This window comes from Halorubrum sp. (assembly GCF_046498025.1).
Classification (GTDB): domain Archaea; phylum Halobacteriota; class Halobacteria; order Halobacteriales; family Haloferacaceae; genus Halorubrum.
Genome location: NZ_JAWOBM010000045.1, coordinates 1 through 13,110, shown reverse-complemented (window position 1 = coordinate 13,110; position 13,110 = coordinate 1). Strand labels below are relative to the sequence as shown.

The window sequence follows — 13,110 nt, the reverse complement described above, 5'->3', positions numbered from 1 at the left end:
ACGTCGACGGTCGACGTGCCGCCGATCTCGGACGCCCGGTCCGACGACAGGGCGGTCAGCGGCAGGATCACTTCCTCGTCGGTGATGACGAAGTCCGGCTCTCGGAACATGACCGAGTCCTCCCCGTCCCGGCGGAGCAACGCGCCGCTTCGGTAGGTGATCGCCGTGTTCGACCCCGAGTCGTAGACGATCGTTCCGGTCCGGTTGGCTCCCTCGAGATCGAGCTGTTCCCCGTCGACCGCGACGTCGACGCCCGACGAGTTCGCTTCGAGCGACAGCGACGCGTCGGTGATACCGATCGCGGTCGCGCGGCTCGGAGCGTCTCCCCGGACCACCTCCTCGACGTTCCCCGCCAAGGCGGTGAACGCCCCCTCGACGTTGGTGGTCCGCTGGTAGTCCTGGACGTTCGTCACGCCGGCGAAGCCGGTCGCGGTGACGAGTCCGACGGTGAGGACCACGATACCGAAGATCAGCACGAAGCCGACGAGCTCGCTCTGTCCGCGGTCGCCGTCACGCATTCCGTATCACCAACTTGGACTCGGTCCCCTCGCGGACGAGCTCGATCCGGATGCGTCCGCCGTCGAGGCCCCCGGATTCGACTTCGAGGGGATGTCGCGACCGAACGGCGACGCTGACGGTCGTCTCCGGGTCGGCGCTCCGAAGCTCGATGTCGTAGTGGTACCCGGGGTGTCCGGTCTCGCCGGTCCTGTTCAGCAGCTCGATCTCGTAGGGGGTCCCGCCCACGCGGTCCGGGAGCCGCGCGTCGAGTTCGACGGTCCCGTCGTCGCCGGCCGTCGCCGCGAGTCGGTCGGCGCTGTCGATGTCCCCGGCGAGGTCGTTGCCGAACACCGTCATCGTGGAGCGGACGGTGTCCTGTTGTTGGCCGGTGACGAGCGGGGCGAAGCCGACGACGAGCCCCGAGATCAGGAGCGCGACGATCGCCAGAGCGAGGACGTAGCTCACGCTCGTCGAGACGGCGCGGTCATCCATCGCTCTCACCCGACGCGATCGTCGCGTTGGTCTCGTAGAGGAGATCCGGGGACCGGTATCGGAGGCGGACCTCCGCGGCCGAGATCCCGGCTTCGATCCGCGGGGAACCGGTCACGCCGTAGCGGTCGTCGTCCGCGATGCTCCCGTCGACGATCCTCCGGTCGACCGTGAGCTCGTACGTGCCGCTGACGTCGTCGGCGTTCGCGTACCGAACGGTGTACGGCGCCGCGAGTCCGCCGTCCTCCAAGAACGAGGTGAACTCGTCCGACCCGTCGACGGTCCCGTCAGTGACGTTGAGTGCTGCCGAACTGCTGGCGGTATACGTTTCGCTACCCCCCGATGCGGGTTGGACGAATATCTCCACGCCGTCGTCGTCGTACACGGAGAGTCGCCAGACGTTCCCGTCTGCCCCCTCGACCTCCACGCTGAAACACGATCCGTCGTCCACGCAGTCGCTCCCGCCGACGAGGTCGGTCTCGGCCACGTCCGCTTCGAATCCGCGGACGTCCGAGACGTTCGCCGCGACCTCCCAGTTCGCGTCTCCGCTCCCGTCGACGAACGCCCTCGATTCGTTCTGAACGATTCGGGTCTCGTATCTCACGCGCTCCACCGAGGCGGTCGTCGCCGTTCCGTCGCGGAGCTGTTCGGATCGCGAGAGGGCACTCCAGGTCGCGACCGAATCGTCGAGTTCGCTTCGCAGGGTCTCGTACTCGTCGTGCTCTCGATTGAGCGGGGCGATCGCCCCGCCGACGCCTCGTTCCAGGCTGTCTTGGTACTCGATGACCCCGCGTTCCTCGGTGAGGCTGTCGTCCGTCTGCGCGACGTGAATCTCGCCGAACACGGCCGTGTTCAGCGCGACCGTCATCAGCGTGAGCAGGATCGCGAGGCCGACCGCGGCGACGAGGATCAGCTGTGCCCGGTCGTCGGACCGCGTCGTCAGGTCCGCCACAGCACCACCTCCACGTGAACGACGGTGTACAGCGGACCGTCCTCGTCGACGTTCGGCGCGTAGAAATCCGACTCGGCGTCCGCGAGCGTGGTCTCCCGAGCGGTTCCGTTCTCCGCGACGAGCGCGGTGTCGTCGTACAGCGTCACCGTCTCTACGACCCGGACGGCGCTCTCGCTCGGAGTCCCCGATTCGACGAGTCGCTGCCGCTCTCGATCGCCCGCCGCGTTTCGGTAGTACAGGTTCACGTTGTATCTCACCTGTCGGTCGCCGAACCGCCGCTCCAGAGCGTCGCCGAACGCCGTGCCGTCCGGGGTCGGCGGCAGTCGGGACACGTAGTGCCCGTCGGCGTCCGCGTTGTAGAACTCACTGGCGTCCTCGTCCCAGTACAGGAGGGTGCGTTGGAGCGATCCGTTCTCGACGGCCGCGTTGATGACGCCCTCGGCGAGCCCCCGGTGGTGGCTCTCGATCTCCGTGTCGCCGGCGCTCGCCGTGTTCGACGTGATCGCGACCGCCTGCAGTGCGAACGCGACCGAGCCCAGGAGGAGTATCGCCGCGACGACCGCTTCGAGGGTGAAGATCTGCCCGCGGTCCGCCATGCTACCACACCCTCACTTCGAGGACGGCGTCGGTTCCGTCGGTGAAGACACCGACTCTGGCCGTACTGACCGATCGATCGTCCTCGGGGACCGACGGTCCGGCTTCGAGCGGCGGACCGCCGGCGGCGTCGCAGTCGCGTATCGAGTCGCCGTCGGCACAGAGAACCGCCGACGCCCGCGCGTCGCTCGACGCGTTGCGAAGCGTCACGTTGACCGAGTACCTCGAGTCGACACCGAGCCGTTCCGTCTCGAGCTCCTCGTCGAAGAAGGCGAGCGTGCGACTCTCGTTCAGCATCGACGGTGTCTCTCGTTCCGCGAGCGCGTCCCTGCTCAGGTCGCTCGCGACCCGCTCGGCGACCGCCGGCCGTTCCGGGTCCTCGAAGGGAACGATCAGCTGCGGAACGAAGACGACGACGAACGTGATCGTCACCAGGAAGACGGCGATGCCGACGGCGAAGTCCGGGAGCGTCTGTCCGCGCTCGCGGTCGGTCGAGCGAGGCCGCGGGTCGCTCATGCGACCACCATCCACACGGCCAGCGCGGCGATCAGAAGCGCGACCACGTACTTCACGCCCGACATCAGGTTCGCGTTCCGGATGTAGCCGCAGACGAGCCCCGACAGGACCGCCTGGATCGTCACCGCGTGGAAGAACAGCAGCGAGAGGAGGCCCAGGTCCATCGTCGCGCCGAAGTTCTGACCGGCGGCGCTCGTGGCGCCCCCGGTCTGCTCCGTGACGTCGACCATGACGTCGACGAACTGTGATTTCAACAGCGCCATCACGCCCAGAAGCGTGAGATACGTCATGATGATGATCGCCACCTGCATCATCGCGCGCTGTCTACGGTCCCGTTCGATGTCCTCTTGGGTCTCGGTCGCCTTCGCGGCCGTCGACAGCACCGAGGAGATCTGACTCGAGATCTCCTGCGCCTTGCCGATGAGCATGACCGTCCGCGCCAGCCGCGGGATGTGGTACTTGTTGTTGAAAACGACCAGCGACTCCTTGAGGTGCATCCCGTATCTGCTCTTGGCGTACATGGTGTCGAACTCCTCGCCCAGTTTCCCCGGCGTCGTGTCGGCGACCACCTTGATGGACTCCAGGAGGGTGAGCCCGGTCGCGTTCGCGCTCGCCAGCTTCCGAAGGTTTTCCGAGAGGCCCTTGAGGATCGCTCGCCGGCGCCGGTAGCTCCACTCCCAGAAGACGGAAAACGGGATACAGACGCCGAACAGCGGGACGTACACGTAGATGAGCGTCGACCAGACCGGGCGTTCGACGACGCCGCTCCAGGACACCGGAACCGACCCCGTTACCGCGGCGACGGCCACGAATCCGAGCGCGGCCGGAACGGTGATCGCGAGCGTGTACAACGGGTTCTCGCGCAGGAACACGTGCGGACGCTTGATCACCGCTATTGCCTCGTTCATCCCCTCGCTCTCGGCGATCCGGTCGAAGACGTGATACGACCCCCTGAACTTGTTGATGAGCCCGAGGTCCAGCGGGCCCGAGTCCCCGACCTCGAACCGGCGGTCGGTATCCTCGATATCGAGGTAGCCGTCGCCGGGTTCGTCGGTTCTGATCGTCGCGACGATCACCAGAAACGTGATTCCGAGCCCCGGAATCAACGCGTACACGGTCGCGTACAGGAAGATCGTCTGGCCGCCGCCGATCATATCCAGGATGACGAGGATCACGATCAGAAGCAGCGGAAACAGCGAGAGCGTGATGTACATCTCGCTGAACAGCTCGAGCGTCTCGAGCGTCTGCTTCTGCTCCTCCTTGACCGTCCGGAAGTGAACGTCCTTCTTGTCGTCGAGGAACTCGGTCATGCTCCCGCCGCTGTCGATTATCGACAGCATGTCCGTGAAGAACTGGCTGAGCTCGGTGCTCGGCGTCTTCGCTGCCCGCTTTTGAATGGCCGACCGGTAGTCCGTGTCGAAGTATCGCGTCTCCTGCAGGATGGTCCGGAACTCCTGAGACACCTCCCCGTAGGTGTCGTCGGCCGCCGCCATCGTCTCGATGATCTCCACCTGGCTCATCCCGCCGAGCGAGAGCGCGTACATGAACGACACGGCGTCGGGCAGCAGCGTGTCGATCTCCCGCTTCCGGCTCGCCGCCCGACTGTACGGGACCGCGAGAGAGGCCCCCACGACCGCGGCGAAGCCGACCGAGCCGAACAGGAGGCCGGTCGAGACGATCAGAGACGGGATGCGCGCCGTCTCGATCAGAGACAGGATCGTCTCGTTCGGGATACGGATCCCGGTGAGGGTGCCGATCTCGACGGTCCCCGACCAGACCAGCGCCGTGCTCCCGACCACCCCGACCAGCCACAACAGCAGTCCGCTCGTGATCCCGTACGCCAGCGCCCGCGTGAGATACAGGTCGACGGACTCGTCCATCCGCGCCTGGGCGAGCTTCTCCTCCAAGTCGATGACGAGGGAGTTGTCCTCGTCGAACAGTCGCTCGTAGAGCGGGCGAAAGGCGTCGACGAGGGCGTCGAGGCGGGGGTAGCGCCCTCGGGCGTGACTGGTGACTGATTCGGTTCCCATGTCGGTCTCACCCCCCTTCCGGCCGGGCGTCGGACCCGCCGGCGTCTTCCTCGGCCGTCGGAGCGTCGGCGACCTCACCCCCCGAGACCGGATCCGAACCGTCGTCGGGCGCCTCCTCGGGGGAGTCGCCGTCGCGGTCGGTCGGACCGCCGTCGACCTGCACGGAAGCCGCCTCCTCGGTGTCGACGTCCTCCAGCGCGGCGACGATCGCTTTCACCCGGGACGCCTCGACCGCTGTTCCGGCCGCCTCAAGCACCGCGGTCAGGTTCCGTTCGTTGATCTCTTCACCGGATTCCGTCAACAGCAGCGTCGCGTAAGCGTAGTTCATGACTGCTCCTCCTGTTCGTCCCCGTCGTCGGTCGCGGGTCGGTTCACGTCGACGCCCCGGCCGTTCGTGTCCTCCGAGGACGGGTCGACTGGCGGTGCGGTTTCGGTGTCGCCGTCGGTCGGGGGGGCGCCGTCGGTCGGCGGATCGTCGTCGGTCAGCGGGTCGCCGTCGATCGGGGGGGCGTCGTCGGTCAGCGGGTCGCCGTCGGTCGGCGGGTCGCCGGCGACGCCGATGTCGGACTGGTCGGTGACCGACGCCAGCACCTGTCTGTCGAGGTCTCCCGAGGCGGTGATGTCCTCCTCCCGCGTCGTCTTCGAGAGGGCGTCGAGGACGGTTCCCGCCTGCCGTCCTCGGTACTCCTCGAAGACCCGGCTCTGCGCCTCCTCGATGACCGCTTCGGCCTCCGCGAGGACGTCCGCGTCGGGCTCCGGACGGGGGACCAGCGCCTCCTTCTCGGAGTCGACTTCGATCAGCACGGACTCCATCTCCCGGAGGTCTTTCAGGCTCTCCTCGAGGTTCCCGTTCGCGATGAGCGTCAGGATCGTCTCGGAGTCGTTGATGTACGCCTGGAGCGTCGCCGCCACCTCCGTGTAGGTGTTGAGCCCGTTCGTGATGAGATACGAGAGGACGGCTCGGCGCTCGAACCGCTCCTCCTCGAGTTGAGCCGCCGACCAGCCGCGATCGAAGGCGATCTCCTGGAGCTTTTTCGAGTTGCCGTGCTGTCTGAACTCGTCGTCTTCCGGCTGCCACTGGTAGATGTCTTGGACGCTGATCTCGTTGTTCTCGGCGTCGTAGGAGTTGATCTCGGTGATCGTCTTGTTCCGTCGGACCTTCGTGCCGTCGACCTTGGTCTGGGTCTGGACCGAGACGAGATCGAGCGCCGTGAACAGCGTCTTCGAGACGTTGATCGGGTCCGTGGTGAACCGCTTGAGCACTTCGTCCACCGTGTCGGCGTGGAACGTGGTGTACGTCGTGTGACCGGTGGACATCACCTGGAAGAGCGTTCGACCTTCCTCGCCCCGGACCTCGCCCATCACGATGAAATCCGGCCGCTGGCGTAACGCCGCCTCGAGGAGGTCGAACTCGTCGACGTCACCGGCGTTGTCCTGACTGAACGAGGGCCGGGTCACGCTCGCGACCCAGTTGCGCTGCGGAAGCTCGACCTCGCGCGTGTCCTCGATCGAGACGATCTTGGAGTTCGACGGGATGAAAAGCGAAACCGCGTTCAGACTCGTGGTCTTCCCGGAGGCGGTTCCGCCGGCGAATATCAGCGATTTCTTGCTCTCGATACAGAGCCAGAGGAAGGCCATCTCGTCCAGGCTGAACGTCTTCCAGTTGATGAGGTCGACCGGCGTGAACGGGACGTCGTTGAACTGCCGAATGGTGTAGTTCGTCCCGTGATCGGAGACCTCCTTCCCGAGCGTCAGCTGCGCGCGCGAACCGTCCGGGAGGGTCGCGTCGACCTGTGGTTGGCGTTTCGAGATCCCCTTGCCGGACCGTTGGGCGAGTTTGATCACGAAGTTGTCGAGCCGCTCCTCGCCGTGTCGGACGTTCGTGATCAGGTTCTCGTAGTCGGTGTGATACACGAACACCGGCGAGTTGTAGCCGTCACAGGAGATGTCCTCGATGTTGATGTCGTGTTTGATCGGGTCGATCCGCTCGTACCCGATGAAGTCGCGCCGGATGACGTGCAGTAGTTTCTCGATCTGATACTCGGTGAGCCGACCGGAGTCCTCCTCGAGCACGGCGGGTTCCGGACGGGCGGAGATACCGGCGAGCTCGCCGGGCTCCCCGTCCTCGCTCGTCGAACCGTCGGGCGCCGCCTCGGCTCCGTTCGTCCGGTGTCGCCCGTCGAGGACGCCCGCGGGGTCCATCCGCTCGAGTCGCTCGAGAACGGTCGGCACGTCCAGTGCCGCGAGCCCCTCGAAGAACGTTCGCTCGGACGAAGCGGCGTCGTCCGGTTGATCGCGGAGGTCGTGCCGGTCGATCAACCACTTCGTCTCGTCTTCGAGGACCTGTCGGCGGTCCTCGTCGGTCCCCTGAACGACGATATCCTCGTCGGAATACTTGATGCTCGTCCGGAGCTTCTCCGAGAAGAACTCCACGAGGTCCGTCTCGATGTCGTTGAGGTACGGCTCGATCACGTAGTATTTCTTTTCGTTTTCCTTCGCCGAATGAAAAATGACGACGAGCGCGTTGGGTTTGTCGACCCAGTACCGCTCCTCCTCGAAGAAGTGCCGTTTCTTGTCCATCGAGACGGCCTTCTCGAGGTCGTACCGGTTCACGAGCGTCGTCCGCCCCTCGGCCGTCGAGAAGAAGGCGTCCTCGTCGAGGTCGGGATTGACGTTTACCGTCCGCCGGTCCTCGAGTTCGAGCATCTCGGCGGCCTGCTCGGCTCCGCCGGCGAGGACCGATTCGATATCGTCCGGGTCGAACCCGAGGTACTGCTCCGGTTCGAACGGAATCGGCTCCCCCTCCGGCGTCCGGGGGAGCCGGCCGTCCTCGTAGTAGTACTCCCACTTGAAGTGTTCCCAGGTGTACTCGTCTTTCGTGACGGGAGTGTCGTCGATCCACTTCCTGAACGCGCGGTCGAACCCGGCGCCCGCGCTCGCGGCGTCACGGAGCCGGTCCTCGAACGCGTCCGGCGGACACCCGAGATACGGGGTCGGGTCGAACTCGACGCGCGCCCAGTCGTCCCGTCCCGGAACGGAACGGCTACCGTTCCCGTAGAACGGTACCAGCGTGTCCCACGTCCCGTCGGCGTCGACGTCTCGATAGAGCGTCTCGACCTGCTCACCGTACTCGTGCTCCCGCATGAACTCTTTCCACGTGTACTCACCGAGGGCGACCCGGGTCTCGTCGTCGGGTGGTGACGCGGCGTCGATCGACTCCGAGTCCATCGCTTCTCCACTCATGCTCCTATTCCCCCCTGTGTCGCTCGATGGTTCGCCGACTCGCGGTTCCCGTCAGAGAGACAGTTATCGGCGTGTCAACATCGGTCATCACCCCCGACTACCGGTCGGTACAACTTTGTTAAGGCTCTTATAGGAATTCGTGAATGTGTGTCTCGATCGGGAAGTAATCGTCTAATACCGAGTTCCCGTCTCGGTCCCGATCCGCGCGGAAAGCGGCGAAAATCCGACGGGAGAAGCGGTCTTCCTCGGCTTCAGGTCTCGCTTGAAACGGGCGGTGTCGGAATTGTAACTATGTGAACGTGTCTCCGGTTCCGTCCTCGGTAATCCAGGGGTGGACGGTCGAACGTCGCTCCGAAGACGACCCCGCCGACGCGCGAGGCGGCCGGGCCGGCCGCGAGGGCCGCACGGCCGCACATGCGATGTGCCTTTCCGGTTCGGCCGCGTCATCCAGAGTATGAACGCAGGTTCGCACGCGCCGGCGCCCGAAAAGACATCGTCGGGTTCGGTGAGGTAGCCATGTCGGGGAAAGACGAGTACTACAACCGGTCGAAACAGCAGGGGTATCGCAGCCGGGCCTCCTACAAGCTGAAACAGCTCGACGAGGAGGCGGACCTCTTCGAGCCCGGCGACACCGTCGTCGACCTCGGCGCCGCGCCCGGCGGGTGGCTCCAGGTCGCGGCCGAGGAGGTCGGCGCGTCGGGCACCGTCGTCGGCGTCGACCTCCAGCGCATCGACGACTTCGAGGACCACGACGTGGAGACGATCCGCGGCGACATGACCCAGGAGCGCACCCGTCACTACCTGCGCGAGGCCGTCGGCGAGCGCGGCGCGGACGTCGTGATCTCCGACATGGCGCCGAACATGACCGGCGAGTACGCCCTCGATCACGCCCGGTCGGTCCACCTCGCGCGGCAGGCGTTCGACGTGGCCGAGGAGCTGCTCGCCCCCGGCGGCGACTTCGTCGTGAAGGTGTTCCAAGGGGAGGACCTCGACGCCTTCCGCGAGGACGTGCGCGCGGAGTTCGAGTACCTCCGGACCGTCGTGCCGCCGGCCTCCCGCGACTCCTCCTCGGAGGTGTACCTCGTCGCCAAGGGGCTCAACACGGCCCCGGTCGCGGCGGGCGACCGGCTGGAGGTGACCGTCGAGGAGCTCGGCGACGAGGGCGACGGGATCGCTTACGTCGAGGGGTACTCGATTTTCGTCCCGGACGCCGCGGTCGGCGAGACCCTGACGGTCGAGATCGACGAGGCGAAGCCGCGGTTCGGGTTCGCCGAGCGCGTCGAGAGCGACGACGAGTAGCCGAGCGGCGACGGCTCGCGACCGGCGACCCTCGTCCCCCTCGCGGCGCCCGTGCGGGAGTCACCGAGCCGAACGGGAGCCGGAGGGCGCCGCGGATCGCGATTCTTCGGTCCTCGTCATCGACCCCGACGCACCGGCTCCCGTCACCGGCCCCGTCTGGTCGGAGTCGGCCGGGACCGATTCCACGGTCACCCCGCGGACGACGTATCTGACCCCGTCCTCGTTCCCGAGGTCGGGCTCCACGGTCCACCCTTCGACCCGGGCGAGCGCGCGGACGTTCGGCAGGGACATGCCCGCGTCGGCGCTCGGCTCGGCGCTCTCGTACTCGAAGAGGAGCGATCCGCCATCGGCGGCGGCGTACCGTCCGTCGTCGGCGATAGCGAAGCCGTCGTCGGCCAGCGAGACGGTGACCGTCGTCGCGTCGTTGAACGCGGCGAACGCGAACGCGTTCTTGAACACCTGCTTGAGGCGCGTCGGCGTCGCGAACACCCGTCCGGCACCCTCGGTGACGACCGTCAGATCGACGACGGCGGCGCGCTCCGCGCCGGCGACAGCTTCTTCGAAGGGCACGAGTGTCGGCTCACCGTCGTCGCGCGCGTGCCGCACTAGCGTGTGGAGGTCCTCGACGGCGTCGCCGATGCGGGCGACCCGACGGCGCGCCACCGCAACGGACTCGGCCGGGCCGTCCTCGTCTCCCTCCTCGATCTGATCGGCAGCTTCCGCGAGGTAGCCGTCGGCGATCGCGACGGCATTCCGCAGCTCGTGAGCGATCGCACCGGCCATATCGCCGAGCCGCTCCTCGTGGCCCTCGAGACGCTCGCGCTGTCGCTCGATGTCGGTCACGTCCTGTACGAGCAGCGCCCAGCCGAAGTCCTGGCTGCCGACGGTGAGCGACTCGCCCGTGACGCAGTAGGTCCGCGTGGCGTCCTCGTCCTCGCAGATGTCGATAAGGGTGGGTCGCTCCTCCCGGGACGCCTCGGCGATAGCGGGCGAGATCGCTTCGACGCGCGTCTCCCCGTGTGCTATCGAGGGGAACAGCTCCGCGGCCCGCTCGTTGTGATCGCGGAGCCGTCCGTCGGGGTCGAAGACGAGGACGCCGCCCGCGGTGCGCTCGACGAACGAGCGCGTCGCGGTCCGTTCGACCGCGAGGAAGGTGTCCTCCACGAGGTAGACGATCCCCACCGCGAAGACCGCGACGCCGAGCGGCTCGTAGCTCAACTCCGGCAGCGGGACCGGTACCAGCCGGGCGAGGAGGTTCGGAACGACCGCGAGTCCGGTCGCCGCGAACAGCGCGACGAGCGTCCACGAGGACTGCTCGCTTTCTCGGTAGAGCCGATACAGCAGGTAGAAGCCGACGGCCGTCAGGGCGTACGCGAGGGCGAACGACCCCCAGTATAACGCCCCCTGATCGACGACGAGGCGTCGAACGGGCTCGGTCCGGAACTCGGCGACGAAGTACCGCCCGTGAATCGGGTTCGTGACCTTCGTCGCCACGACGACGACGTAGACCGCGATCCCGGCCCATCGATACGTCGGTCGCCGGTGGTAGCCGTGACCGGCGTACGCGGAGGCGAAGTAGAGCCACGCGAACACCGTCGCGAAGCCGACGGCCAGCGAGAGCGTGTACAGCGCGATCGCCGTCGACTCCTCGCCGACGACCAGCACGCCCGCCTGCAGGGCCCCCCAGAGGCCGACAATGACCAGAAGCCATCGGAGGCCGCGGCGGGCGTCGCCGTTCCGTAGGCGAGAGCCGCGGAGCGCAGCGGCGAAACAGGTCGCTGCCGAGAGCGCGAACAGTCCGACGAACCACCACGACACCGCCATACTCGGATCGGGAGAATGCGTCTACTTAATTTTCCGTCCTAACTCGCAGACGTGAGAACCTTCGTCAAGGACGACTGACATCTGTGGGCCGATCCGCTGACGCCGAGCGACGGAGAAGCGCGGCGGGTGCGCCGGCGGGACCGACGGGCCCGGGCGGAAACGTGCTCAGGAGGCGTTCGACCGCCGGACCCACTCCCGGAGCGTGAACCCCTCGTACTCAGTCTCGCCGACCACGCGCCACTCCACCTCGTCCCACGCCGGAAAGCGGGTGTCGCCTTCGTAGACGCCGTCGACGTGGCTAAGGGCCATCCGGTCGACGCGGGGCTGGAACAGTTCGTAGATCGTCCCGCCGCCGAGGACGTAGACGGCCGTTTCCGGATCGGCCCTGTCGCCGACCAGCTCGCGGGCGAGTTCGATCGCCGCGTCGACGCCCCCGGCGACGACAGCGGTGGGGTCGTCGACCGCGTCGACGGTGCGGCTCACGACGATCTGTCGTCGTCCGGGAAGGTCCCCGCGCATGGACTCGAAGGTCTTGTGACCGAGGATCACCGGCGAGTCCGCGACGCGTTCGCGGTACTGGCGGACGTCCTCCGGGAGGTCGGGCCACGGGACGCCGCCGTCGTTGCCGATCACGCGGTTCTCCGCGAGCGCGGCGACGCTAACGAGTTGGTTGAGGAGCGTGGAGGCCTTAAAAGAGGTCAGCGTCTTGCCCGAGCCGGTGGTGTGCCAGATGTAGCCGTTGCCGCGGTTCTCGCGGATGCACTGGTCGATGGCCTCGACGGCGTAAACCTGATAGGGGCGCATCATGAGCATCTTCTGCTCAGAGGCAACGAGGACCATGTAGCGGCTGATGGTCGTGCCGAGTATGCACTTGGGCAGAAAGGACTCGGCGAAGTCGTCCAGGTAAGTGATCTTGGCGTTGTCCTCGTCGGCGTGCTGGTAGATGGGCAGGAAGTTTTCGTCGGCGTCGAAGGTGAAATGGCGGTCGTTGTTATTGGCGAAGTAGTAAGTCTCGGTCTGGTTGGAGACGATGAAGAGCTGGACGAAGCACAGCAGGGTCTTGGTATAGCCGTTGCCAGGGTCTTTTTTGTACTCGACGATCTGCTGCATAGCCCGGCGGGGGCTGATGCCGAGGGTCTTGAGCTCGATCTGGACGGCGGGGACGCCGTTTATCAGTAGCATCACGTCGTAGCGTTGGAAGCTGTAGTCGGTGTTGATGCGGAGCTGGTTGACGACCTCGAAGGTGTTCTTGCACCAGTCCTTGATATTGACGAGGGTGTAATTGAGCGGCGTGTCGTCGTCGCGGGTGAAGCTGTTGATCTCGCGGAGCAGGGTCGCGGCGGTGAAGACGTCGGGGGTGATGATCTCGTCGAGGAGGCGCTTGAATTCGCCGTCGGTGAGCTGGACGCGGTTGAGGTCCTCGAAGTGTTTGCGGAAGTTGCCTTCGAGGGTGGCGCGGTCGTGGATGTCCGGGCGGTGGGTGTATTTGAGATCGCCGAGTTTAGCGATCAGGTTCTCTTCTAGTTGGCTTTCGGGTGTGGTCATGGTCATTCTGAGCCCTTAATTTTGTTGTTGGTCGTCATCACTGCTCCTGCTCGCATCAGCCTGCTATGCCTCGTTGTCGGCCATTTTAATGAGGCCTAGCCAGCTTCGCTGAAAGTGTTC

The 13,110-nt window shown here is 66.1% G+C and carries 11 protein-coding genes and 1 pseudogene; 1 reads left to right on the top strand and 11 read right to left on the bottom strand.

Annotation, left to right across the window (positions count from 1 at the left end):
- From R6U01_RS09835 to R6U01_RS09800, 8 genes are all read right to left on the bottom strand, one after another.
- Positions 1 to 518, bottom strand: a 518-nt coding sequence (locus tag R6U01_RS09835; RefSeq protein WP_410286278.1) for a hypothetical protein, incomplete at its 3' end; no start/stop codon positions are given.
- Entirely contained in the window at positions 511 to 990 is a 480-nt protein-coding gene (locus tag R6U01_RS09830; RefSeq protein WP_410286277.1) for a hypothetical protein, read from the bottom strand. The genes R6U01_RS09830 and R6U01_RS09835, both read right to left, overlap by 8 nt.
- Complete coding sequence (locus tag R6U01_RS09825) at positions 983 to 1,939, bottom strand: hypothetical protein (RefSeq protein ID WP_410286276.1); 957 nt, start codon at positions 1,937 to 1,939, stop codon at positions 983 to 985. The genes R6U01_RS09830 and R6U01_RS09825 overlap by 8 nt, the downstream gene beginning before the upstream one ends.
- Positions 1,927 to 2,535, bottom strand: coding sequence for a hypothetical protein (locus R6U01_RS09820; RefSeq protein WP_410286275.1), 609 nt, complete (start codon positions 2,533 to 2,535; stop codon positions 1,927 to 1,929). The genes R6U01_RS09825 and R6U01_RS09820 overlap by 13 nt, the downstream gene beginning before the upstream one ends.
- Position 2,536: 1 nt before the next feature.
- A complete protein-coding gene (locus R6U01_RS09815) occupies positions 2,537 to 3,049 on the bottom strand; it encodes a hypothetical protein (RefSeq protein ID WP_410286274.1) in 513 nt (170 codons plus the stop codon).
- The gene (locus R6U01_RS09810) at positions 3,046 to 5,079 is read right to left on the bottom strand and encodes a type II secretion system F family protein (RefSeq protein WP_410286273.1); all 2,034 of its coding nucleotides are present in this window, start codon (positions 5,077 to 5,079) and stop codon (positions 3,046 to 3,048) included. The genes R6U01_RS09815 and R6U01_RS09810 overlap by 4 nt, the downstream gene beginning before the upstream one ends.
- A gap of 7 nt (positions 5,080 to 5,086) precedes the next feature.
- A complete protein-coding gene (locus R6U01_RS09805) occupies positions 5,087 to 5,407 on the bottom strand; it encodes a 50S ribosomal protein P1 (RefSeq protein WP_410286272.1) in 321 nt (106 codons plus the stop codon).
- Positions 5,404 to 8,322: a type II/IV secretion system ATPase subunit gene (locus R6U01_RS09800; RefSeq protein WP_410286271.1), complete on the bottom strand. Its 2,919-nt coding sequence runs from the start codon at positions 8,320 to 8,322 to the stop codon at positions 5,404 to 5,406. The genes R6U01_RS09805 and R6U01_RS09800 overlap by 4 nt, the downstream gene beginning before the upstream one ends.
- Positions 8,323 to 8,838: 516 nt before the next feature.
- Between R6U01_RS09800 and R6U01_RS09795 the strand changes: the two genes are divergently transcribed.
- Positions 8,839 to 9,621 (top strand): SAM-dependent methyltransferase, encoded by a 783-nt coding sequence (locus R6U01_RS09795; RefSeq protein WP_410286270.1) that lies wholly within the window; start codon positions 8,839 to 8,841, stop codon positions 9,619 to 9,621.
- A 60-nt stretch (positions 9,622 to 9,681) separates the two neighbouring features.
- Here the strand turns inward: R6U01_RS09795 and R6U01_RS09790 are convergent, their stop codons facing one another.
- From R6U01_RS09790 to R6U01_RS09780, 3 genes and pseudogenes are all read right to left on the bottom strand, one after another.
- A complete protein-coding gene (locus tag R6U01_RS09790; protein WP_410286269.1) occupies positions 9,682 to 11,445 on the bottom strand; it encodes a histidine kinase N-terminal 7TM domain-containing protein in 1,764 nt (587 codons plus the stop codon).
- 165 nt (positions 11,446 to 11,610) lie between these two features.
- Entirely contained in the window at positions 11,611 to 12,147 is a 537-nt protein-coding gene (locus R6U01_RS09785; RefSeq protein WP_410286279.1) for a dihydrofolate reductase, read from the bottom strand.
- Positions 12,124 to 12,990 (bottom strand): annotated as a pseudogene (locus R6U01_RS09780) (type I restriction endonuclease); the annotation flags it as partial. The gene R6U01_RS09785 and the pseudogene R6U01_RS09780, both read right to left, overlap by 24 nt.
- Between the last annotated feature and the right edge of the window lie 120 nt (positions 12,991 to 13,110).

Excerpts from the sequence above, each read along its gene's own strand:
- R6U01_RS09800 (WP_410286271.1), bottom strand. The coding sequence starts at position 8,322 with ATGAGTGGAGAAGCGATGGACTCGGAGTCGATCGACGCCGCGTCACCA.
- R6U01_RS09795 (WP_410286270.1), top strand. The coding sequence starts at position 8,839 with ATGTCGGGGAAAGACGAGTACTACAACCGGTCGAAACAGCAGGGGTAT.
- R6U01_RS09790 (WP_410286269.1), bottom strand. The coding sequence starts at position 11,445 with ATGGCGGTGTCGTGGTGGTTCGTCGGACTGTTCGCGCTCTCGGCAGCG.
- R6U01_RS09830 (WP_410286277.1), bottom strand. The coding sequence starts at position 990 with ATGGATGACCGCGCCGTCTCGACGAGCGTGAGCTACGTCCTCGCTCTG.
- R6U01_RS09820 (WP_410286275.1), bottom strand. The coding sequence starts at position 2,535 with ATGGCGGACCGCGGGCAGATCTTCACCCTCGAAGCGGTCGTCGCGGCG.
- R6U01_RS09810 (WP_410286273.1), bottom strand. The coding sequence starts at position 5,079 with ATGGGAACCGAATCAGTCACCAGTCACGCCCGAGGGCGCTACCCCCGC.
- R6U01_RS09805 (WP_410286272.1), bottom strand. The coding sequence starts at position 5,407 with ATGAACTACGCTTACGCGACGCTGCTGTTGACGGAATCCGGTGAAGAG.
- R6U01_RS09815 (WP_410286274.1), bottom strand. The coding sequence starts at position 3,049 with ATGAGCGACCCGCGGCCTCGCTCGACCGACCGCGAGCGCGGACAGACG.